Origin of the sequence: Mycolicibacterium wolinskyi, assembly GCF_002101965.1 — a bacterium.
Taxonomy (GTDB): domain Bacteria; phylum Actinomycetota; class Actinomycetes; order Mycobacteriales; family Mycobacteriaceae; genus Mycobacterium; species Mycobacterium wolinskyi.
Map to the genome: position 1 here is coordinate 698,870 of NZ_LQQA01000030.1, position 22,208 is coordinate 721,077.

Annotated in this window: 20 protein-coding genes; 15 read left to right on the plus strand and 5 right to left on the minus strand. The window is 66.9% G+C overall.

Translation table 11 applies throughout. The features are described from left to right. The first annotated feature begins 29 nt into the window (after positions 1-29). The 8 genes from AWC31_RS27100 (at position 30) to secA (ending at position 10,051) form a co-directional block, all read left to right on the plus strand. The gene (locus tag AWC31_RS27100) at positions 30-425 is read left to right on the plus strand and encodes a hypothetical protein (RefSeq protein WP_085147159.1); all 396 of its coding nucleotides are present in this window, start codon (positions 30-32) and stop codon (positions 423-425) included. Positions 426-507: 82 nt separating this feature from the next. Then, positions 508-1,140: a dTMP kinase gene (locus tag AWC31_RS27105; RefSeq protein WP_067854747.1), complete on the plus strand. Its 633-nt coding sequence runs from the start codon at positions 508-510 to the stop codon at positions 1,138-1,140. 53 nt (positions 1,141-1,193) lie between these two features. Continuing rightward, entirely contained in the window at positions 1,194-1,880 is a 687-nt protein-coding gene (mtrA, locus tag AWC31_RS27110; protein ID WP_018601429.1) for a two-component system response regulator MtrA, read from the plus strand. 46 nt (positions 1,881-1,926) lie between these two features. Continuing rightward, positions 1,927-3,579 carry an MtrAB system histidine kinase MtrB gene (gene mtrB, locus AWC31_RS27115; RefSeq protein ID WP_067854744.1) on the plus strand — a complete coding sequence of 551 codons (1,653 nt, stop codon included), beginning with the start codon at positions 1,927-1,929 and terminating at the stop codon, positions 3,577-3,579. Continuing rightward, the gene (gene lpqB, locus AWC31_RS27120; RefSeq protein ID WP_085147160.1) at positions 3,576-5,336 is read left to right on the plus strand and encodes an MtrAB system accessory lipoprotein LpqB; all 1,761 of its coding nucleotides are present in this window, start codon (positions 3,576-3,578) and stop codon (positions 5,334-5,336) included. The genes mtrB and lpqB overlap by 4 nt, the downstream gene beginning before the upstream one ends. A gap of 50 nt (positions 5,337-5,386) precedes the next feature. Next, positions 5,387-6,016 carry a ComF family protein gene (locus tag AWC31_RS27125; protein WP_085147162.1) on the plus strand — a complete coding sequence of 210 codons (630 nt, stop codon included), beginning with the start codon at positions 5,387-5,389 and terminating at the stop codon, positions 6,014-6,016. A 286-nt stretch (positions 6,017-6,302) separates the two neighbouring features. Further along, a complete protein-coding gene (gene hpf, locus AWC31_RS27130) occupies positions 6,303-6,980 on the plus strand; it encodes a ribosome hibernation-promoting factor, HPF/YfiA family (protein ID WP_067854607.1) in 678 nt (225 codons plus the stop codon). 197 nt (positions 6,981-7,177) lie between these two features. Further along, on the plus strand, positions 7,178-10,051 hold the full coding sequence (gene secA / locus AWC31_RS27135; protein ID WP_085147164.1) for a preprotein translocase subunit SecA: 2,874 nt from the start codon (positions 7,178-7,180) through the stop codon (positions 10,049-10,051). Here secA and AWC31_RS27140 read toward each other — a convergent pair. Continuing rightward, on the minus strand, positions 10,048-10,554 hold the full coding sequence (locus AWC31_RS27140; protein ID WP_085147166.1) for an Rv3235 family protein: 507 nt from the start codon (positions 10,552-10,554) through the stop codon (positions 10,048-10,050). The two genes, secA and AWC31_RS27140, sit on opposite strands and share 4 nt — an antisense overlap. Positions 10,555-10,732: 178 nt before the next feature. Between AWC31_RS27140 and AWC31_RS27145 the strand changes: the two genes are divergently transcribed. From AWC31_RS27145 to AWC31_RS27170, 6 genes are all read left to right on the plus strand, one after another. Next, positions 10,733-12,142: a WS/DGAT/MGAT family O-acyltransferase gene (locus AWC31_RS27145; RefSeq protein WP_067854597.1), complete on the plus strand. Its 1,410-nt coding sequence runs from the start codon at positions 10,733-10,735 to the stop codon at positions 12,140-12,142. A 61-nt stretch (positions 12,143-12,203) separates the two neighbouring features. Continuing rightward, on the plus strand, positions 12,204-13,961 hold the full coding sequence (locus tag AWC31_RS27150; protein WP_067854594.1) for a BCCT family transporter: 1,758 nt from the start codon (positions 12,204-12,206) through the stop codon (positions 13,959-13,961). A 9-nt stretch (positions 13,962-13,970) separates the two neighbouring features. Next, positions 13,971-14,468, plus strand: coding sequence for a DUF6912 family protein (locus AWC31_RS27155; RefSeq protein ID WP_067854591.1), 498 nt, complete (start codon positions 13,971-13,973; stop codon positions 14,466-14,468). Between the two features lie 80 nt (positions 14,469-14,548). Then, positions 14,549-15,685, plus strand: coding sequence for a ferredoxin reductase (locus AWC31_RS27160; protein ID WP_085147168.1), 1,137 nt, complete (start codon positions 14,549-14,551; stop codon positions 15,683-15,685). Between the two features lie 68 nt (positions 15,686-15,753). Continuing rightward, on the plus strand, positions 15,754-17,001 hold the full coding sequence (locus tag AWC31_RS27165) for a fatty acid desaturase family protein (protein ID WP_085147170.1): 1,248 nt from the start codon (positions 15,754-15,756) through the stop codon (positions 16,999-17,001). 330 nt (positions 17,002-17,331) lie between these two features. Next, positions 17,332-17,961: a TetR/AcrR family transcriptional regulator gene (locus AWC31_RS27170; protein WP_067854578.1), complete on the plus strand. Its 630-nt coding sequence runs from the start codon at positions 17,332-17,334 to the stop codon at positions 17,959-17,961. A gap of 8 nt (positions 17,962-17,969) precedes the next feature. On the opposite strand, the gene AWC31_RS27175 is transcribed toward AWC31_RS27170, so the two are convergent. Further along, positions 17,970-18,239, minus strand: a complete 270-nt coding sequence (locus tag AWC31_RS27175) for a hypothetical protein (protein ID WP_067854742.1) — start codon at positions 18,237-18,239, stop codon at positions 17,970-17,972. A 231-nt stretch (positions 18,240-18,470) separates the two neighbouring features. Between AWC31_RS27175 and AWC31_RS27180 the strand changes: the two genes are divergently transcribed. Continuing rightward, positions 18,471-18,896: a PASTA domain-containing protein gene (locus AWC31_RS27180; RefSeq protein ID WP_085147172.1), complete on the plus strand. Its 426-nt coding sequence runs from the start codon at positions 18,471-18,473 to the stop codon at positions 18,894-18,896. Between the two features lie 5 nt (positions 18,897-18,901). Here the strand turns inward: AWC31_RS27180 and AWC31_RS27185 are convergent, their stop codons facing one another. From AWC31_RS27185 to aroA, 3 genes are read right to left on the minus strand one after another with little or no spacing between them, the layout of a single operon-like run. Then, a complete protein-coding gene (locus tag AWC31_RS27185; RefSeq protein ID WP_085147174.1) occupies positions 18,902-19,828 on the minus strand; it encodes a class I SAM-dependent methyltransferase in 927 nt (308 codons plus the stop codon). Positions 19,829-19,881: 53 nt separating this feature from the next. Beyond that, entirely contained in the window at positions 19,882-20,862 is a 981-nt protein-coding gene (gene rsgA, locus AWC31_RS27190) for a ribosome small subunit-dependent GTPase A (RefSeq protein ID WP_085147176.1), read from the minus strand. Between the two features lie 6 nt (positions 20,863-20,868). Then, positions 20,869-22,173 (minus strand): 3-phosphoshikimate 1-carboxyvinyltransferase, encoded by a 1,305-nt coding sequence (aroA, locus tag AWC31_RS27195; RefSeq protein ID WP_085147178.1) that lies wholly within the window; start codon positions 22,171-22,173, stop codon positions 20,869-20,871. Positions 22,174-22,208 lie beyond the last annotated feature (35 nt).

Genomic DNA, 22,208 nt, shown 5'->3' on the forward strand with positions numbered 1-22,208 from the left:
ATGCCGTCAACACGAGGGGGTTGCCGAGGTTGAAGACCGTCACCATCGCGTTCGACGTCGACGGAACGCTGCGCGACAACACCATCACCGATGCCTATGTCGCCAACGAGCGCATCCGCACGCTGCTGATCACGCTGGCCGGCATGAAGAACACCAGGATCATGGTCTGGTCGGGCGGTGGCGAGGGATATGCCCGGCGGGCCGCCGACGCGATGGGCATCGTGAAGTACGTCGACGTCTACGCCGACAAGGGCTACGGCGGTTACGACGCCGAAGGCAGGCCGATCTTCCACACCGATCTGTTGCCCGACATCGCGTTCGACGACATCGAGGAATGTGAGCTCGGTGCGCTCAATCTGATCGTCGACGAGAGAGGCTTCACGCCCGGCTACGTGCCGCCGGGCGAGCGTTCGAGTCGAACGTGAAGAAGATCGCGAGATCTGGCGAGAATCTCGCGATCTTCTTCACGCTCGGCACCCGCCCGTGCGCACCAATTACGCTGCCCGTGTGCTCATCGCGATCGAGGGTGTCGACGGCGCAGGCAAACGCACATTGACCAACGGACTGCGGGCCGCGTTCGAGTCCGCGCACAAGTCGGTCGGCAGCCTGGCGTTCCCGCGCTACCACCATTCGGTGCCCGCCGACCTGGCCGCCGAGGCGCTGCACGGCGCCCATGGGGACCTTGCCGAGTCGGTGCACGCGATGGCGGTCCTGTTCGCGCTCGACCGTGCCGGTGCGCGCGAGGAGATCGAACACCTGCAGGCCGCCTATGACGTCGTCATCCTGGACCGCTACGTCGCGTCCAACGCCGCCTACAGCGCCGCGCGGCTGCATCAGGGCGCCGACGGTGAGGTCGTCGCGTGGGTCCGCGAACTCGAATTCGACCGGCTGAAGCTGCCCGCACCCGACTGGCAGGTGCTGCTCGACGTGCCGACCGAGCTCGCCGCGAAGCGGGCCGAACACCGCGCCAACACCGAAGCCGACCGCGCCAAGGACGCCTACGAGCGCGACGGGGGTCTGCAGCGGCGAACCGGGGAGGTCTATGCCGCCCTTGCGGCCGCCGATTGGTGCGGGCGATGGGCCGTCGCGGGCCCCGATGTCGATCCGGCGGCGCTGGCAGGTCAGTTAAGCAGCGGATAAAGGCGAGACACCCCGCGTGTGGTAGCCCAGTTTTATCGCGAACTGGTGACACCATGGACACCATGAGGCAAAGGATCCTTGTCGTCGATGACGACCCATCGCTGGCCGAGATGCTCACCATCGTGCTGCGCGGTGAGGGGTTCGACACGGCGGTCATCGGCGACGGCAGCCAGGCGCTCACCGCGGTCCGCGAGCTGCGGCCCGATCTGGTGTTGCTGGACCTGATGCTGCCCGGCATGAACGGCATCGATGTGTGCCGCGTGCTCCGCGCCGATTCGGGTGTGCCGATCGTCATGCTCACCGCCAAGACCGACACCGTCGACGTGGTGCTCGGCCTCGAGTCCGGTGCCGACGACTACGTGATGAAGCCGTTCAAGCCGAAGGAGCTCGTCGCGCGGGTGCGCGCCCGGCTGCGCCGCAACGAGGACGAGCCCGCCGAGCTGCTGTCGATCAGCGACGTCGAGATCGACGTGCCCGCCCACAAGGTGACCCGGCAGGGCGAGCAGATTTCGCTGACACCGCTCGAGTTCGACCTGTTGGTGGCGCTGGCACGCAAACCCCGGCAGGTGTTTACTCGTGATGTGCTGCTCGAACAGGTGTGGGGATATCGCCACCCCGCCGACACCCGTTTGGTGAACGTGCATGTCCAGCGGTTGCGGGCGAAGGTTGAGAAAGACCCGGAGAACCCGCAGGTGGTACTGACCGTTCGAGGAGTGGGATACAAGGCCGGACCCCCGTGATCTCACCGCTCGCGGTGGCCGTGACATTCACCGCTCGGCGGTGGCCGTGATCTTCGGCCCCAGACGGCGCCGCTGGGGAGGCTCCGGCCCACTTTTGCGCGGATTGGGGACACTGGGCAGAGCCCTCAGTCTCGTGTGGCGTCGCTCGCTGCAACTACGCGTGGTGACGCTGACGCTCGGGCTTTCCCTTGCGGTCATCATGGTCCTCGGTTTCGTGCTGACCAGCCAGATCACCGACCGGATCCTCGAGGTCAAGGTACGGGCCGCCACCGAGGAGGTCGAGCGCGCCCGCAACACCGTCAGCGGCATCGTCGGCGGCGAAGAATCCCGGTCCCTCGACAGCAGCCTGCAGCTCGCGCGCAACACGCTCATCGACCGCAAGGCCGACGCACGCGCGGATCTGGCCGGTGCGTTCGACGCCGTGCTCGTGGTGCCCGGGGACGGTCCGCGCGCGGCGACCGCCGCTGGACCCATCCAGCAGGTGCCCAACGCGCTGCGCGACTTCGTCAAGGCAGGGCAGGTCAGCTACCAGTACGCCACGGTGCACACCGACGGGTTCTCCGGTCCGGCATTGATCGTCGGCAGCCCGACGTCGTCGTCGGTGCCCAATCTTGAGCTCTACCTGATCTTCCCGCTCAACAACGAGGAGAGCACCATCTCGCTGGTGCGCGGCACGATGCTCACCGGTGGTGTGGTGCTGCTGGGTCTGCTCGCGGCGATCGCGCTCGTGGTGGCACGCCAGATCGTGCAGCCGGTCCGCTCGGCGTCGCGGATCGCCGAGCGGTTCGCCGAGGGTCACCTGACCGAACGCATGCCGGTCCGCGGTGAAGACGACATGGCGCGCCTGGCGGTGTCGTTCAACGACATGGCCGAAAGCCTGTCGCGCCAGATCCAGCAGCTCGAAGAGTTCGGAAACCTGCAGCGCCGCTTCACCTCTGACGTCAGCCACGAACTCCGCACGCCGCTCACCACGGTGCGCATGGCCGCCGACCTCATCCACGACCACAGCGAGGATCTCGATCCCGCGCTGCGCCGCTCGACCGAGTTGATGGTCAACGAACTCGACCGGTTCGAGACCCTGCTGGCCGACCTGCTGGAGATCTCGCGCCACGACGCCGGTGTCGCCGAGCTGTCGGTCGAGTCGGTGGATCTGCGTTCGACCGTCCAGAGCGCACTGGACAACGTCGGTCATCTGGCCGCCGACGCCGAGGTCGAACTCGACGTCGACATGCCCGCCCACGAGGTGATCGCCGAAGTCGATCCGCGCCGGGTGGAACGGATTCTGCGCAATCTCATCGCCAACGCGATCGACCATGCCGAGCGCAAACCGGTGCGGATCCGGATGGCTGCCGACGAGGACACCGTCGCCGTCACCGTCCGCGACTTCGGAGTCGGATTGCGCCCCGGCGAGGAGAAGCTGGTGTTCAGCCGGTTCTGGCGCTCCGACCCGTCGCGGGTACGGCGTTCCGGTGGCACCGGCCTCGGCCTGGCCATCAGCATCGAGGACGCCCGCCTGCACCAGGGCCGGCTCGAGGCCTGGGGCGAACCGGGCAAGGGCGCCTGCTTCCGGCTCACCCTGCCGCTGGTCCGCGGCCACAAGGTCACCACCAGCCCCCTGCCACTCAAACCGGTTGCGCCGCAGCGGGGTACCCGGCGACGTGCCACCAGGGACCGGGAGCCAGCGGAGGAGAGCGTGTGAAGCGCCTGCTGACGGTGTTGATCGTCGGCCTGGTTGTACTGACGTCCGGTTGCGCGGGGATTCCCAGCTCGTCCTCGCCGCAGGCGATCGGCACGGTCGACCGGCCCGCGCCGCCGAGCCTGCCGAAGCCCTCGCCGGAGATGGACCCCGACGTGCTGCTGCGCGAATTCCTGAAAGCCACCGCCGATCCCGCCAACCGGCATCTGGCAGCGCGCCAGTTTCTCACCGAATCGGCCTCGAGCACGTGGGACGACGCGGGCAGCGCGTTGTTGATCGACCGCGTGGTGTTCGTCGAAACCCGGAGTTCGGACCGGGTTTCGGTGAGCATGCGCGCCGACATCCTCGGCTCGCTTTCGGACATGGGCGTGTTCGAGACGGGGGAGGGCGCGCTGCCCGACCCCGGTCCCATCGAACTCGTCAAGACGTCGGGCGGCTGGCGCATCGATCGGCTGCCCAACGGTGTTTTCCTTGACTGGCAACAGTTTCAGGCCACCTACAAACGCAACACGCTCTACTTCGTCGACCCGACCGGCACCACCGTCGTCCCCGATCCGCGGTACGTGGCGGTGTCCGATCCCGACCAGTTGGCCACCGAGCTGATCTCGAAACTGGTCGCAGGCCCGCGACCGGAGATGGCCAAATCCGTCCGCAATCTGCTCGACGCGCCGTTGAAGATGCGCGGGCCGGTCACCCGGGCCGACGGCGGCAAGACCGGCGTGGGCCGCGGTTACGGCGGGGCCCGCATCGACCTCGAAAACCTGTCGACCACCGATCCGCACAGCCGGCAATTGCTTGCCGCGCAGATCATTTGGACGCTGTCGCGGGCCGGCATCGCCGGGCCGTACGTGATCAACGCCGACGGCGCCCCGCTCGACGACCGGTTCGCCGAAGGCTGGGAGACCTCCGATGTGGCGGCCACCGATCCGGGTGCGGCGCCGGGCGCGGCGGCCGGACTGCACGCACTCGTCAACGGCTCGCTGGTATCGCTCGACGGGCAGCGGGCACCGCGGGTGCCCGGTTCGTTCGGGCAGGCGCCGCACCAGGTTTCGGCCGCGGTGTCACGCAACGGGCAGGACGCGGCCTCGGTGGTGGTGCTACCGCCCGGCGCGCCGGACGCCACCGCCACGCTGTGGATCGGGCCGTTGGGCGGTAGCGCGGTCCAGGCCATGGAGGGGCGCACGCTGTCGCGACCGAGCTGGTCGCTCGACCAGGCAGTATGGGTCGTCGTCGACGGGATCAACGTCGTCCGCGCGATCCGTGACGCCTCCGGCGCGCCGGCCCGCATCCCGGTGGACGCGGCCGCGGTGTCGACGCGCTATCCGGGCCCGATCACCGAACTGCAGCTGTCGCGCGACGGCACCCGCGCCGCGATGGTGATCGGCGGTCAGGTGATCCTGGCCGGCATCGAGCAGACCCAGGACGGCCGGTTCCTGTTGACCTATCCACGCCGCCTCGGCTTCGGCCTCGGCGACACCGCGGTGTCACTGTCGTGGCGCACCGGCGACGACATCGTCGTCAGCCGCACCGATCCGCAACACCCGGTGTCCTACGTCAACCTCGACGGCGTGAACTCCGATGGGCCGAGCCGCAATCTGCTGATGCCGGTGACCACCGTGGCCGCCAACCCGTCGACGGTGTACGTGGCCGATCAGCGCGGCGTGCTCCAGCTGTCGGCGTCGGCCGCCGAGGACAATCCGGGCTGGGTCGAGGTGCGTCCGCTCATGGTGGCCGGGTCACTTCCGGTGCTGCCTGGCTGACCCGCGAAAAAGGGGGAGAGGTTGTCACCCCTGACGACGACACTGCGGGCATGCTCGACCTCATCCTTCCGCTCGAATGCGGTGGTTGTGGCGCGCCGTCGACGCGGTGGTGTGCCACCTGTGCCAAAGAGCTGACCGTGCGTGACGACGAACCGCACCTGATCACCCCGCGCCTTGATCCGGGGGTGCCGGTGTTCGCACTCGGTCGTCATGCCGGTGCGCGGCGCAGCGCGATCGTCGCGGTCAAGGAGAAGGGCCGAGCTGATCTCGTGTCGCCGCTCGCGAGCGTGTTGCGCACCGGGCTGGACCGGCTCGTCACCTGGGGAGTCGTCGGGGCGCCGCTGACCGTCGTCCCGGCGCCCACCCGCCGGACGGCCGCGCGGCGCCGCGGTGGCGACCCGGTGACCAGGATCGCGGCGAGTGCCGCGACCGGACTGCCCGGCGTCGGCGTGGTGCCTGCGCTGCGGTTGCGGCCGTGGGTGCGCGACTCGGTCGGGCTCTCGGGGGTCGACCGTCAGCGCAACATCGCCGGGCGGGTCCGGATCGTCAAGCACCTGACGGGCGAGGTGTTGCTCGTCGACGACATCGTCACGACGGGAGCCACCGCGGCCGAATCGGTCCGCACGTTGCGAACCGCCGGGATCTACGTGTCGGCCGTCCTCGCGATCGCGCATGCTTGACGGCCGCGACGATTACCCGCGCATCAAACGCAAGTGAAGAACTGAAAACACGTCGCCGAAATTACTGGCACGATCCGGTGAACACGGACTACCGTCGGCAGCAACCACCCGTGAACACCTCACGGCGGCGCTCAGACCGCAGCGCCACTTCACCGCACACCGGTAGGAGGTGAGTACTCGACACCTTGCGCCGATGGGCGGAGTGACAATTCTGGGCCCATCGCCGCGATTCGTTAAAGCCCGGCACGCTGAGCGTGCGACGTGTGAGAGAAACGAGTTGCCAAGTATGTCAACCCATTCGCTGGATTCAAGCCGCACCATGGTTGTCGAGGACGACCAGGAGAGCACCGCCGAGCCTCGCGCCGAGGTGGTGGTCAAGGGACGCAATGTCGAGGTCCCCGATCACTTCCGCATCTACGTCTCCGAAAAGTTGTCGCGCCTGGAGCGCTTCGACAAGACCATCTACCTTTTCGACGTCGAACTTGACCACGAACGCAACCGCAGGCAACGGAAGAACTGTCAGCACGTCGAGATCACCGCCCGTGGCCGAGGACCGGTCGTGCGGGGCGAGGCTTGCGCCGACAGCTTCTATGCCGCCCTCGAATCGGCGGCAGGCAAACTCGAAAGCAGGCTGCGCCGCAGCAAGGACCGGCGCAAGATCCACTACGGCGACAAGACCCCGGTATCGCTCGCGGAGGCCACCGCGCAGGACCCGCTGCCCGGCCTCGCACCGCCGGTGCGGGACGAGACCCCGGAGTTCACCGACGGCGTCGCCACCCACGAACCCGGCCGCATCGTGCGGACCAAGGAGCACCCGGCCAAACCCATGACAGTCGACGACGCGCTCTACGAGATGGAACTCGTCGGCCACGACTTCTTCCTGTTCCACGACAAGGAGAGTGACAAGCCGTCAGTGGTGTACCGCCGGCACGCCTACGACTACGGGTTGATACGCCTGGCCTGAGCCGGCCGCCCGACAAAATCGCACCCCGGAGCCTTCCGGGGTGCGATTTTGCTTTTGGGTATGCCCGACGGGTGCCACGCCCGCGAACTCGGCGCGGACTGAGACCGGTCACCGGCGCGTGTCACCTACGATGGATCTCGACTGAAACCCGTGCGATCCCGCCCACGGGATCCATCGAAACCCACAGGGGAAATAGCGTGCTGTCGAAGTTGCTCCGTCTCGGTGAAGGCCGCATGGTCAAGCGCCTCAAGAAGGTGGCTGACTATGTCAACACCTTGTCCGACGACGTCGAGAAGCTCTCTGACGCCGAGTTGCGAGCCAAGACCGACGAGTTCAAGAAGCGGATCGCCGACGGGGAGGACCTCGACGACCTGCTGCCCGAGGCCTTCGCGGTGGCCCGCGAGGCCGCTTGGCGGGTCCTCAACCAGCGTCATTTCGATGTCCAGGTGATGGGTGGCGCGGCGCTGCACTTCGGCAACGTCGCCGAGATGAAGACCGGTGAGGGCAAGACCCTGACCGCGGTGCTGCCGTCCTACCTCAACGCGCTGTCCGGCGACGGTGTGCACGTCGTCACCGTCAACGACTACCTGGCCAAACGCGACAGCGAGTGGATGGGCCGGGTGCACCGGTTCCTGGGCCTCGACGTCGGCGTCATCCTGTCGGGCCTGACCCCTGAGGAGCGCCGGGCCGCCTATGCCGCCGACATCACGTACGGCACCAACAACGAATTCGGCTTCGACTATCTGCGCGACAACATGGCGCACTCGGTCGACGACATGGTGCAGCGCGGCCACAACTTCGCGATCGTCGACGAGGTCGACTCGATCCTGATCGACGAGGCCCGTACCCCGCTCATCATCTCCGGCCCCGCCGACGGCGCATCGAACTGGTACACCGAGTTCGCGCGACTGGCCCCGCTGATGGAGAAGGACGTCCACTACGAGGTCGACCTGCGTAAACGCACGGTCGGCGTGCATGAGCTGGGCGTTGAGTTCGTCGAAGACCAGCTCGGCATCGACAACCTGTACGAGGCGGCCAACTCGCCGCTCGTCAGCTACCTCAACAACGCGCTCAAGGCCAAGGAGCTGTTCCAGCGCGACAAGGACTACATCGTCCGCAACGGCGAAGTCGTCATCGTCGACGAGTTCACCGGCCGCGTGCTGGTGGGCCGGCGCTACAACGAGGGCATGCACCAGGCCATCGAGGCCAAGGAGCACGTCGAGATCAAGGCCGAGAACCAGACGCTGGCCACGATCACGCTGCAGAACTACTTCCGCCTCTACAACAAGCTGTCCGGCATGACCGGTACCGCCGAGACCGAGGCCGCCGAGCTCCACGAGATCTACAAGCTGGGCGTCGTCCCGATCCCGACCAACCGGCCGATGGTCCGCCAGGATCAGTCCGACCTGATCTACAAGACCGAGGAAGCCAAGTACATCGCCGTCGTCGACGACGTCGCCGAGCGCTACGAGAAGGGCCAGCCGGTTCTGATCGGCACCACGAGCGTCGAGCGCTCGGAGTACCTGTCGCGGCAGTTCACCAAGCGCAAGATCCCGCACAACGTGCTGAACGCGAAGTACCACGAGCAGGAGGCCAACATCATCGCCGAGGCCGGCCGGCTCGGCGCGATCACGGTCGCCACGAACATGGCCGGCCGCGGCACCGACATCGTGCTCGGCGGCAACGTCGACTTCCTGGCCGACAAGCGGCTGCGCGAGCGCGGCCTCGACCCGGTCGAGACGCCCGATGAGTACGAAGCGGCCTGGGAGGACACGCTCAACACCATCAAGGAAGAGGCCAGCAAGGAAGCCAAGAAGGTCGTCGAGGCCGGCGGTCTGTACGTGCTCGGCACCGAGCGCCACGAATCCCGCCGTATCGACAACCAGCTGCGTGGCCGCTCCGGCCGTCAGGGTGACCCCGGTGAATCGCGGTTCTACCTGTCGCTCGGTGACGAGTTGATGCGGCGATTCAACGGCGCGACGCTGGAGTCGCTGCTGACGCGTTTGAACCTGCCCGACGACGTCCCGATCGAGGCCAAGATGGTCACGCGCGCGATCAAGAGCGCGCAGACCCAGGTCGAACAGCAGAACTTCGAGGTCCGCAAGAACGTCCTCAAGTACGACGAGGTGATGAACCAGCAGCGCAAGGTCATCTATGAAGAGCGCAGGCTGATCCTCGAGGGCGAGAACCTGCAGGAGCAGGCCCACAAGATGCTGATCGACGTGGTGACCGCCTACGTCGACGGCGCGACCGCCGAGGGCTACGCCGAGGACTGGGACCTCGAAACCCTGTGGACCGCGCTCAAGACCCTCTACCCGGTCGGCGTCGACCATCACGACCTGATCGACTCCAACGCCGTCGGCGAGGCGGGTGAGCTCACCCGCGAAGAGCTGCTCGAAACCCTCATCAAGGACGCCGAGCGGGCCTACGCCGAGCGCGAGAAGCAGATCGAGGAAATCGCCGGCGAGGGCGCGATGCGCCAGCTCGAACGCAACGTTCTGCTCAACGTGATCGACCGCAAGTGGCGCGAGCATCTCTACGAGATGGACTACCTCAAGGAGGGCATCGGTCTGCGCGCGATGGCGCAGCGTGACCCGCTCGTCGAGTACCAGCGCGAGGGCTACGACATGTTCGTCGGCATGCTCGACGCGCTCAAGGAGGAGTCCGTCGGGTTCTTGTTCAACGTCCAGGTCGAAGCCACGCCTGCACCCGCGGTCGCCCCGGTCGCCGCACCGCAGGGCCTTGCCGAGTTCGCTGCCGCGGCCGCGGCAAAGGCGTCCGACAAAGCGCAGCCATCGGATTCCGAGCCGGCCGCGGTGGCGACCAAGGAACGCCGCGACGCCGCAGCGCCGGCTCAACCGGCACCGGCCTTGCGGGCCAAGGGAATCGACAACGACGCGCCGCCGCTGACCTACACCGGGCCGTCCGAGGACGGTTCGGCCCAGGTCCAGCGGACCAGCGGCGGTGGGCGGCATGCCGCGCCTTCCGGTGGCACCAGACGTGAGCGTCGTGAGGCCGCGCGCCGGCAGGCCAAGACCGGCCGGCCGGCGAAATCGCACCGCAAGCCCTAGCCGATCTGCAGGGCCGTGAATTGCCAACGGCCATTGCGGAATTCGATCCGGCCGGCGATCGCGCGCACGCGGGTTCCCCGGGTGTAGGTGGCGAACACCTCGGCCGCGGCCGGATCGGTCACCGCGCGTAGGCGCACCCGGCGCAATGTGGCCGCGGTGCCGTGCCGCGACCGGGTGAGTGCGACGACGGCATCGAGCAGCAACGGGTTCATCAGCGTCCTTAGTTGGGCCGGTGGTCTGCGCCGGTCGACGACCTCGAGTACGCGGCGCAACGCCAGGTCGGCGAATTCGACGGCGCCGGCGTGCGGTTGGCGCTCCTGCGGCGGCTCGACCAACCGCAATCGACGCGCCGTGTGCCGGCGCAGTGCGGTGGGCGCCGGGCACACCGGCGTCGGTGGTGCCTGCGCGTGCAACGGCAACGCCGGCGGTTCGCAGTCGATCACCGACGAGGTCAACGACGGCAACTCGGTGGTGGGCCCGGATGTGGCTTCAGGGGTGGTCAATGCAGTCTCCAGCGGTCGGCAGTACAGGGCGACATCTGCTGGAGAGGTGCAGACCTACATATGATCTCACGCGTCGAGCGGGCTCGAAGCACCCATGATGCGCGGTCGCAGAACCGCCGGTTACCGTGACGGAGTTCGACGCGAGTTTCATGGGAGTTGATATGGAGGTTGGCGCCGCATGGTGACCAGGCTGTCGGCGTCCGACGCAACGTTCTACCACCTTGAGAACACCTCGACCCCCATGTACGTGGGGTCGCTGTCGATCCTGCGCAAACCCCGTGCGGGCCTGAGCTACGAGACGCTGCTGGCCACCGTCGAGCAGCGGCTGCCGCAGATCCCGCGGTACCGCCAGAAGGTGCGCGAGGTGGCGCTGGCCCTGGCCCGGCCGGTGTGGGTCGACGACCGCGACTTCGACATCACCTATCACATCCGGCGTTCGGCGCTGCCGTCCCCGGGCAGCGACGCCCAGCTGCACGATCTGGTGGCCCGGCTCGGGTCGCGTCCCCTCGACAAGACCCGTCCGTTATGGGAGATGTACCTGGTCGAAGGGCTGACCAAGAACCGCATCGCCATCTACACCAAGAGCCACCAGGCGCTCGTCAACGGCATGACGGCGCTGGAGATCGGGCATGTCATCGCCGACCGGACGCAGAAGCCGCCCGAATTCGGTGAGGACATCTGGATCCCGGCCCGCGAGCCCAGCGACCGCCAGTTGGTGATGGGCGCGATCGGCGAGTGGATCACCCGGCCGACGAGCCAGCTGGCGGCTCTGCGGGACACCGTCACCGAGGTGGCCACCAACGCCGGGGAACTGGCGGCGGTGGGACGCCGCGTCGCCGACGTGGCCCGCACCGTCGCGCGGGGCACGGCGCCGAGCAGTCCGCTCAACACCAGGGTGTCGCGCAACCGCAGATTCTCGGTCGCCGAACACCGGCTCGACGATTACCGCATGGTGCGCGCCCGCTACGACTGCGATGTCAACGACGTGGTGCTCGCGGTGGTCGCCGGGGCCCTGCGCAACTGGCTGTTGTCACGCGGCGAACCGGTGACGCCCAGCACCACCGTGCGCGCCATGGCGCCGATGTCGGTCTATCCCGATGCCGAACTCGACACCGCCGGACCCGGGCAGGCGATCAGCGAAGTATCGCCGTTTCTCGTCGATCTGCCGGTGGGGGAGGGTAACGCCGTGGTCCGGCTGTCGCAGATCGCGCATGCCACCGAATCGCATTCGATCGCGGCCAGCCTGGTCGATGCGCGTACCATCGTCACGTTGTCGGGATTCGCCCCACCGACGTTGCACGCCATGGGAATTCGGGTGGCGACGGGTTTCTCGGCCCGCCTGTTCAACCTCTTGATCACCAACGTGCCCGGGGCCCAGAAGCAGATGTATGTCGCGGGCACCAAACTGCTGGAGACCTATGCGGTGCCGCCGTTGCTGCACAACCAGGTGCTGGCGATCGGGGTCACCTCCTACAACGGCATGCTGTACTTCGGCATCAACGCCGACCGCGACGCCATGAGCGACGTCGACGTGTTGCCGAGCTTGCTGCGGGAGTCTCTTGAGGAACTGTTGGAGGCGGCCAAATAGAAGTTGGCAAACCAGCGAAGCATTTGACCTGAGTCGCGGTTCGCGGTCTGATGAATTCACCATGACCGCTGAGATACGAAAAAGTAGATCCGACAAGCACACGCAAGAAGCCAAGAAAACAGAAAAAGCACTCAAGTCACCTACCGGCGAGGTGGTACCCCACCACCCTGTTCTCGACATCCCGGTCGAGGAGAAGGCCTATACCCGCAGGGAGGGACTTGACTGGGTGGTCTTCGGCGTCACCGCCGTGATCGCCCTCGGATTCCTGGTGTGGGGATTTCTCAGCACCGACTCGCTCGCCACCGCCTCGACCAGCGCACTCGGCTGGGTGATGAACAACACCGGCTGGCTGTTCGTGCTGACCGCGTCCGGGTTCGTGGTGTTCGTCGTGTGGCTGGCGATCAGCCGTTACGGCAACATCCCGCTGGGCCGCGACGACGAGGAGCCCGAGTTCCGCACCGTGTCCTGGGTGGCGATGATGTTCTCCGCCGGTATGGGCATCGGCCTGATGTTCTTCGGGGTCTCCGAGCCGCTCTCGCACTTCGTGACGCCCCCGCCCGGCACCGGTGAGCCGGGCAACCCCGAAGCTGTGCAGACGGCGATGGCCACCACGCTGTTCCACTGGACGCTGCATCCGTGGGCGATCTACGCCGTCGTCGGCCTGGCCATCAGCTACGGCGTCTACCGCAAAGGCCGGCTGCAGTTGATCAGTGCGGCGTTCGAGCCGTTGCTGGGCGAGCGGGCCAACGGGCCGTGGGGCAAGGTCATCGACATGCTGGCGATCTTCGCCACGCTGTTCGGTTCGGCGGCGTCGTTGGGCTTGGGCGCGTTGCAGATTCGCAGCGGACTGCAGATCGTCGGCGGACTGGGGCAGACCGGCAACGCGATCCTTATCGGCATCATCGTCGTACTCACCATCGCCTTCGTGCTGTCGGCGGTATCGGGCATCGCCAAGGGCATCCAGTGGCTGTCCAACATCAACATGGTGCTGGCGGTCGTGCTCGCATTCTTCTTGTTCGTCGTGGGCCCGACGGTGTTCATGCTCAACCTCATTCCCACCTCGATCGGCAGCTACATGCAGGACCTGGCGATGATGTCGGCCCGCACGGGAGCCGAGGGCGCCGAGGTGAAGACCTGGCTGCAGGCCTGGACGGTCTTCTACTGGGCGTGGTGGATCTCCTGGACCCCGTTCGTCGGGATGTTCATCGCGCGGATTTCGCGCGGCCGCACGATCCGGCAGTTCGTCGCAGGCGTGCTGTTCGTCCCGAGTGTGGTGTCGCTCGTGTGGTTCTGCGTGTTCGGCGGGGCCGCGATGCGGGCGCAGCAAGAGGGCGCAAACCTGGTCGGCGACGACATCGGTATCGAGCAGCAGTTGTTCGGCGTGCTCGACCAGTACCCGATCGCCACCGTGGCGAGCGTTCTGGTGATGATCCTGGTCGCCATCTTCTTCGTATCGGGTGCCGACGCGGCGTCGATCGTGATGGGTTCGCTGTCCGAGCGGGGCACGATCAAACCGACCCGGCCCACCGTCATCTTCTGGGGTGTGGCCACCGGTGCGGTGGCGGCGGTCATGCTGCTGGTGGGCGGCGAGGATGCGCTGAACGGCCTGCAGAAGATCACGATCATCGCGGCGTTGCCGTTCGTCGTCGTGATGGTGGGCCTGGCGGTCGCGCTCGTGCGCGACCTGCGCAACGACCCGTTGGTGGTGCGCCGCAAGTACGCCGTGGAGGCGATGAACGACGCGGTGGTCGCCGGTGTCACCCAACACGGCGACGACTTTGTCATCGCGGTGGAGAAAGATCCCGCGGCGGACGGCTAACCTCGCGGGGTGCGCGTCTACATCCCGACGACCCTGGCCGCTCTGCAGCAACTCGTCGCCGACCGGTCGTTGCGCGTCGTCAACGGGACGGCATTCGCGGTGACCCCGACACTGCGTGAGGCCTACGCCGAGGGCGACGACGACGAGCTCGCCGAGGTAGCCCTGCGCGAAGCCGCGCTGGCGTCGATTCGGCTGCTCGCCACCGGGGGCACCTCGGAGCTGCCCACGCGCCGCGCGGTCGTCGTAGCCGAAGTGCCCGAGGCGACCGGACGTCCCGACCTCGACGACGCGGTGGTCCGGTTGAGCGGGCCCGTCGACCTCGACGCCGTGATCGCCGTGTACGTCGACAACGCCGACGCCGAACCGGCGGTGCTTGCCGCGGTGGACGTCATCGACGAGGCTGATCTCGGCGACGAGGACGCCGAACTGACCGTCGGCGACGCACAGGATCACGATCTGGCCTGGTATGCCCCGCAGGAGCTTCCGTTCCTGCTCGAGCTGTTGTGACCTACTGAGTCTGTGACGTCGCTGTCAGATTCCGACGTAGGGCTGGCTACGACACCGTAGGTTACGGTACCGTAGGTTGCATGGCCAAGAACTACATCAAGATCTCGGCCAATGTTGCCGATACGGTCCGCCCCACCATCGCGGGAGCCAAGGAAAACCCTGGCTGGCATGCGGTGCGCAACATCGTCGGGCGGATCACGACGCCGTTGTTGCCGGACGACTATCTGAAGCTGGCCAACCCGTTGTGGTCGGCTCGGGAACTGCGCGGCCGGGTGCTGGAAGTGCGGCGCGAAACCGTCGACTCGGCCACGTTGGTCATCAAACCCGGATGGGGCTTTTCGTTCGACTATCAACCCGGTCAGTACATCGGCATCGGTGTGCTCATCGACGGGCGCTGGCGGTGGCGGTCTTACTCGCTCACGTCGAGCCCGGTGACCGGTGCACGCACCATCACCATCACGGTCAAGGCGATGCCCGAGGGGTTCCTCTCGACCCACCTGGTCGGAGGGCTGGCACCCGGGACCGTGGTGCGGCTGGCCGCGCCGCAGGGCAACTTCGTCATGCCCGATCCGGCGCCGGCCTCGGTGCTGTTCCTGACCGCCGGTTCCGGCATCACCCCGGTGATGTCGATGCTGCGCACGCTGGTGCGCCGCGACCAGATCACCGACATCGTCCACTTGCATTCCGCGCCAACGGAATCCGATGTGATGTTCGGCGGGGAACTGGCGGCCCTGCAAGAGGCGCATCCCGGCTACCGGCTGCAATTGCGCCGCACCAGGACCGAGGGCAGGCTGGATCTGCATCGGCTCGGTGACGAGGTGCCCGACTGGCAGGACCGTCAGGCCTGGGCGTGTGGACCCGAAGCCATGCTCAACGACGCCGAAAAGGTGTGGGCGGCGGCCGGGGTGCCCGAGAATTTGCATCTCGAACGCTTCGCGGTGAGCCGCGCCGCCCCGCACGGTGCCGGTGGCACCGTCACCTTCGAGCGCAGCGGCAAGGAGATCGAGGTCGACGGCGCGACGCCGCTCATGGATGCCGGCGAAAAAGTCGGGATCCGGATGCCGTTCGGCTGCCGGATGGGTATCTGTCAGTCGTGCGTGGTGGGCTTGGTCGACGGGCATGTCCGTGACTTGCGGACCGGCGTGGAACACGATCCGGGCACCCGGATTCAGACGTGTGTTTCGGCCGCCTCCGGCGACTGTGTGCTCGACGTTTAGACTTTACTGACTGGTAACCTACGGATTCGTAGGTTACGGTAGCGTAGGTAGGCGAAAGGAGGCTGACGATGGCTGTTACCGACGTTCCCGCGTTCGCGCATCTCACCGATGCCGACATCGAGAATCTGGGCATCGAGCTCGATGCAATCCGTCAGGACATCGAAGACTCCCGCGGCGAGCGCGACGCGCGCTACATCCGCCGGACCATTGCGGCACAGCGTGCCCTTGAGCTCGCGGGCCGGCTCATGCTGGCGGCCAGCTCGCGCCGCTCGGCATGGTGGGCAGGTACCGCGACCCTGGGCGTGGCCAAGATCATCGAGAACATGGAGATCGGCCACAACGTCATGCATGGCCAGTGGGATTGGATGAACGATCCCGAGATTCACTCCTCGACGTGGGAGTGGGACATGAGTGGGGCGTCCAAGCACTGGCGGTTCACCCACAACTTCATGCATCACAAGTACACCAACATCCTCGGCATGGACGACGATGTGGGCTATGGCCTCATCCGGGTGACGCGCGACCAGCGCTGGAAGCCGATGAACCTGCTCAACCTGTTCTACAACACCATGTTGTGCACCTTGTTCGAGTGGGGCGTTGGGTTGCAGCACCTGGAGCTCGGCAAGATCTTCAAGGGCCGCGACGACCGCAAGGCCACGCTGGTCCGCGTGCGTGAGTTCGGCGTCAAAGCCGGCGCGCAGGTGTTCAAGGACTACGTGGCATGGCCGGCGGTGACCTCGCTGTCGCCGGGTGCGACCTACAAGTCCACCTTGAAGGCCAACGCGATGGCCAACATCATCCGCAACGTGTGGGCCAACGCGGTGATCTTCTGCGGCCATTTCCCCGATGGCGCAGAGAAATTCACCAAGACGGACATGGTCGGCGAAACCAAGGGCCAGTGGTACCTCCGGCAGATGCTGGGCAGTGCCAATTTCGACAACGGCCCGGTGCTGCGGTTCATGAGCGGCAACCTGTGCCACCAGATCGAACACCACCTGTATCCCGATCTGCCGAGCAACCGGCTCTACGAGATCTCGATCCGGGTCAGGGCACTGTGCGAGAAGTACGACCTGCCCTACACCACGGGCTCGTTCCTCGTGCAATACGGCAAGTCCTGGCGCACGATCGCCAAGCTGTCATTGCCGGATCGGTTCCTCCGCGACACCGCTGACAATGCACCGGAGACCCGCAGTGAGCGGATGTTCACCGAGCTCGAGGGATTCGGGGTCACCGATCCCCACACCGGTCGCCGCCGCGGTTTGAAGACCGCGATCGAGACCGTCCGCGGCTGGCGCCGCACCAAGCGCGCCGCGTAGTTTTCGTCCGACCGTGGGCTGTGCCGAATTTCGGTGCAGCCCACGGTTGTTTCTGTGGACGGCTTCGTTGCCGATTGCCGTTTTGCCCGAGTGCCGACTGCTTGGCTGCCGATTGTCACGCTGGAGTGGCAGTAGGCGTCGTTTGTCACGCTAGCGTGGCTGGCGGTGCTGAGGGTCGCGGCCGCTGGGTGTTTCGCTGCCGATTGTCACGCTGGAGTGGCAGTAGGCGGCGAATGCCACGCTAGCGTGACAACGGGCAGGCATCGCCCATCAAAGGCACGCGCCAGCGCCGGGTGAAGTGGACCGGACTGTTCGGTTTACAGTTGAGGCGTGCCGTCGGAACAGGAACCCGCTTCGCGGCCTCGGCTGACGTCTCGGGGCGTGGCGACCCGCAATCGCATCGTGGCGGCCGCTGCCGAGCTGATGCACGTCAAGGGTGTGGCTGCGACGACGATCGACGAGGTGCTGGCTGCGGGCGCGGCCAGTAAATCGCAGTTCTACCAGCATTTCGACGACAAGTCCGAGCTGGTCTATGAGGTGATCAACCTCCGCGCCGACGAGATTCTGTCGTGGCAGCGGCTGCGGCTCGAGAAGGTTGACAGCTTTCGGGGCTTGGACCAGTGGAGAGACGCCATGGTCCAACGGTGTGCGCTGCGCCGTGGCTTGTGGGGATGTGAACTCGGCTCGCTCGCCGCCGAGCTGTCCGACTCTGACGACAAAGCACGCGTATCGCTGGCCGAGCACTTCGCGCAGTGGCGCGATCTGCTGGCGGCCGCACTGCAGCGCATCCGTGACAGCGGAGCCCTTCGCGCCGACATCGACGCGAAGGGTCTCGCGACCGGGTTACTCGCCGCGGTCGAGGGCGGTTACCTGCTGTCTCAGACTGCGCATGATCCGCGTCTGATGCAGTCGGCGCTCAATATGGCGATCGACCACATCAAGTCGTATCAGGCTGCCTGACAACGGTTTTAGTGGCCGCCCTTGCCGCCGCCGGTGGGCGGTGCCGGGGTGACGATGTGCGTGGGCGTGAACTTGTTCCCGCCGTCGGGGTTCAGTCCCTTCTCGGTGGGCGCCACGCTCGGGGCGGTGGTCGTCGTGGTTGTGGTCGTCGTGGTCGTCGGAGTGCTGGGAGCTTCCTCGCCACCGGTGCCGCAGGCCACGGCGAAACCGCCCATGCCGATGAGGGCGGCCAGGCCGGCGGTGGCGGCAAGGCGGCGGGGTAAACGACGTGAAGTCATCACGAATGTCCTGTCTGTGAGCCGCAAATATCCGAACTGAACTGTATCGTCCAGTTCTGCGACGGTCAATTGCGGTTAGCTGGTATTGACATGTCTACTGCGACACTTTTTCGGACGTGAAAGTCCAAATCGCATCCGATTCCAAGTATTCACCGGCTGTTCTCCCAGGGCCCTCGCAGACACCGCTCCTAACCTCTGGCTCTCAACACGTCGGGTTGACCGGAGGTCGAAATGAAAAAGCTGCTCGCGAAGGCCGCGGTCGCGGTCGCATTGTCCGGCGTTCCCGTGGGGTTGTTGGCCACCGGTGTCGCGGCCGCGGATGACTATGCCGGCCAAACGTATGCCGATGCCCAGTCCGCGCTTGCCGACGCCGGTATGAAAGGTGTTGTCTCGACTCGGTCGGGTGACTCGTTATCGGACGACGACTGTGTCGTCACAAGTTCTGAGCAGGCGCCGTGGCTCAAGGGTGACGACTTCGCACCGGTCACCGACACCGTGCTGCTGAACCTGAACTGCAACGCCGGGGTGGCGACGGCCAAGGCGCCGGGGAACTCCGCCGCCAGCCCGGAAGGACGGGCGGCGCTCAAGAAGGCGAAGGACGAAGCCGAACAGGAGCAGGAGCAGGCGGCGGCCGACCAGGCCAAGGCCAAGCGTTGACCCCGCTACCGCCTGACCGCGGTGCTGTAGTAGTTGTCGCTCAGCGAATGCCTGCCGTCGATACGTGGGGGCACGTCCAGCCCGGTATCGGCGAGCAGGGCGGTGAGCTGCGTACGAACCGTCGTCCAGCCGCGGGCGCCGAGGTAGTCGTCGACGTCGTTGCGCGGGCCCGGGTAGCCGAGCTCGCCGAGTTCGACGTCGAAACCGTGTTCCTGCCAGCGTGCGGTGATCGGATCCAGCTCCTGGGTGCTCGCACCGTCCGGGTCGCTTCCGATCAGCGAAACCTCGCAGGCCAGTCTGCTTCCCGACGCACTCAGTGCGGTGATGTTGTCGAGCAACCGGTCCTGGGCGTCGGCAGGCAGGAACGGCAACAGGCCTTCGGCGCTCCACGCCGAAGGAGCAGTCGGGTCAAAACCGCTCGCACGCAAGGCAGTCGGCCAGTCGTCGCGCAGATCGATAGGCACCTCCCGGATGTCGGCGGTCGGTGCGGCCCCGAGCTGGGCCAGCGTGCGCGCCTTGAAGGTCAACACGTCGGGAACGTCGATCTCGAACACCACGGTTCCGGCGGGCCACGCCAGCCGGTAGCCGCGCGCATCGAGGCCCGAGGCCAGGATCACCGCCTGCCGGATGCCCGCTTGCGCGGCATCGGTGAAGAACGCGTCGAAATACCTGGTGCGCGCGGCCAGCAGGTCGGTCATCTGCTGCATGCCCCACGGCGCACCGGGGATGTCGACAGTCGCGGCATCGAGATCACCGCTGCCCCAACGGGTGAAGAAGTCGATGCCGACGGCGCGCACCAGCGGTTCGGCGAAGGGATCGTCGATGAGGGCAGGTTCGGCTCGGGTGGCGCGAGCCCGCCCCGCCGCGACCATCGTCGCCGTGGCGCCGACGCTGGTGGCCAGGTCCCAGGTGTCGTTATCGGTGCGTTCCATGCCATCGATTTAACGCTTAGCCGAGCTAACCAGCAAGGTCGGTGGGGGAACTGTCAGCTTTCTTTCAGCGCTGCCAAGAGTCGTCGCGCGGCAGCCACCCGGTCGGCCGCCGCGCCGGAGAGCGTGTCGAGCGCACATTCCGGATCGGCAGGCGGACCCATGTGCCCACATCCGCGTGGGCAGTCGTCGATGGTGTCGGCCAGATCGGAGAACGCCAGTATCACGTCGTCTGGCTCGATGTGGGCAAGGCCGAACGAGCGCACGCCGGGGGTATCGATCACCCAGCCGTCGCCGTCGATCGGCAACGCGATCGACTGCGTCGACGTGTGCTTGCCCTTGCCGACGCCAGAGACTTCACCGGTAGCCCGATCTGCCTCTGGCACAAGGCGGTTCACGAGTGTCGACTTGCCGACCCCGGAGTGGCCGAGGAACACGGTGACCTGGCCGGTCAGCAGTGGGGCGACGGCGTCGAGCGGGTCGTCACGGCCCGCGTTCACGATCGTCAAATCGAGCCCGTCGAACTGCGCCGCGAAGGGCTCGGGTGGCGCCAGATCCGATTTGGTCAGACACAGGATCGGTTGCAGGCCACCGGCATACGCGGCGATCAGCGCACGTTCGACGAATCCGGTGCGTGGTGGCGGATCGGCCAGCGCCACGACGATGAGCAGCTGATCGGCATTGGCGACCACCACCCGCTCGGTGGGATCGGTGTCATCGGCCGTGCGGCGCAAGACCGTTCGGCGTTCACCGCGCCGCACGATGCGGGCCAGGGTGTCAGGGCGGCCCGACAGGTCTCCGACGACGTCGACGTCGTCGCCCACGACGATCGGGGTGCGGCCGAGTTCGCGGGCCCGCATGGCGGTCACGCGATGGTGCGGATCGCGGGCGAGCGCACAGCCCCAGCGGCCACGATCCACGGTCACCACCATCGCGGACCGGGCGTCGGCATGGTCGGGCCTGGTCTTGGTGCGCGGGCGGGTACCCCGACCCGGTCTGATGCGGACGTCGGATTCGTCGTATTCCCGCGCGCTCAACGGCTGTCAATCCCCAGGCGAATCCGCCAGCATGTTCACCCACATCAGCGGAAAGTCGGGCAGCGTCTTGGCCGTCGTCTCGATGTTCTCCACCTCGACACCGGGCACCCGCAGGCCGATGATCGCGCCGGCCGTGGCCATCCGGTGATCGGCGTAGGACCGCCACGTCCCGCCGTGCAGTGGCCGTGCGGTGATGAGCAGGCCGTCCTCGGTCTCGGCGCAGTCCCCGCCGAGGCCGTTGATCTCGGCGGTGAGTGCGGCGAGGCGATCGGTCTCGTGCCCGCGCAGGTGGGCGATCCCGCGCAACCGTGACGTGGCGCCCTCCCGGGCCAGGGCCGCCAGCGCCGCCACGGTAGGTGCGAGTTCGCCGACGTCGTGCAAGTCGGCGTCAAAGCCGTCGTACTCCTCGGCGCCCGTGACCTCGAGGTGTGAATCCATCTGTCGGACAGACGCATTCACCTTCGTCAGCAGATCGAGGATGGTGTCGGCGGGCTGGATGCTGACCGTGGGCCAACCGGCGATCCGCACGGTCCCCCCGGTGACGAGTGCCGCGGCCAGGAACGGGGTGGCGTTGGACAGATCCGGTTCGATGTTCCAGGCCCGCGCGGCGATCGGGCCCGGATGGACGTGCCAGCGGTTGGCCACCGAGTCGTCGACGTCCACTCCGGCATCGCGCAGCATCGCCACCGTCATGGCCACGTGCGGGGCCGACGGCACCGACTCGCCGGTGTGCACGATCGTCAGTCCGTCGGTGAACGACGCACCCGACAGCAGCAGACCGGAGACGAACTGCGAGGACCCCGACGCGTCGATCTCGACCGTCCCACCGCTGACCGCGCCACTGCCGCGCACGACGAACGGCAGGCCGTCACCGTCCACGTCGACGCCGAGGTTGCGCAGCCCGTCCAGAAGCGGCGCGATCGGACGCGCCCTCGCCTGCTCGTCACCGTCGAACGTGACCGACGCCGTGCTCAGCGCGGCGACCGATGGCACGAACCGCAGTACCGTGCCGGCCAGACCACAGTCGACGCGGGCGTCCGGGGCGGGGGCGATGGCGCCGCCGACGGTCAGTTCACTGCCGTCGCCGGTCACGGTCACACCCAGCGCGCGGACGGCTTCGATCATGAGGTCGGTGTCCCGGCTGCGCAGTGCCCCGCTGATCGTCGAGGTGCCCTGCGGGGTGGCCAGCGCGGCGAGGATCAGCGCACGGTTGGTCAGTGACTTCGATCCGGGCACCGTCACCGTCGCATCGACAGGCGTGGTGGTCGACGGGGCAGCCCAGGCTGCTTTCTGCTCGTCGTGTCCGCTCACGGCCTATATCCTGCCTTGTCGCCCGATTCTGCAAC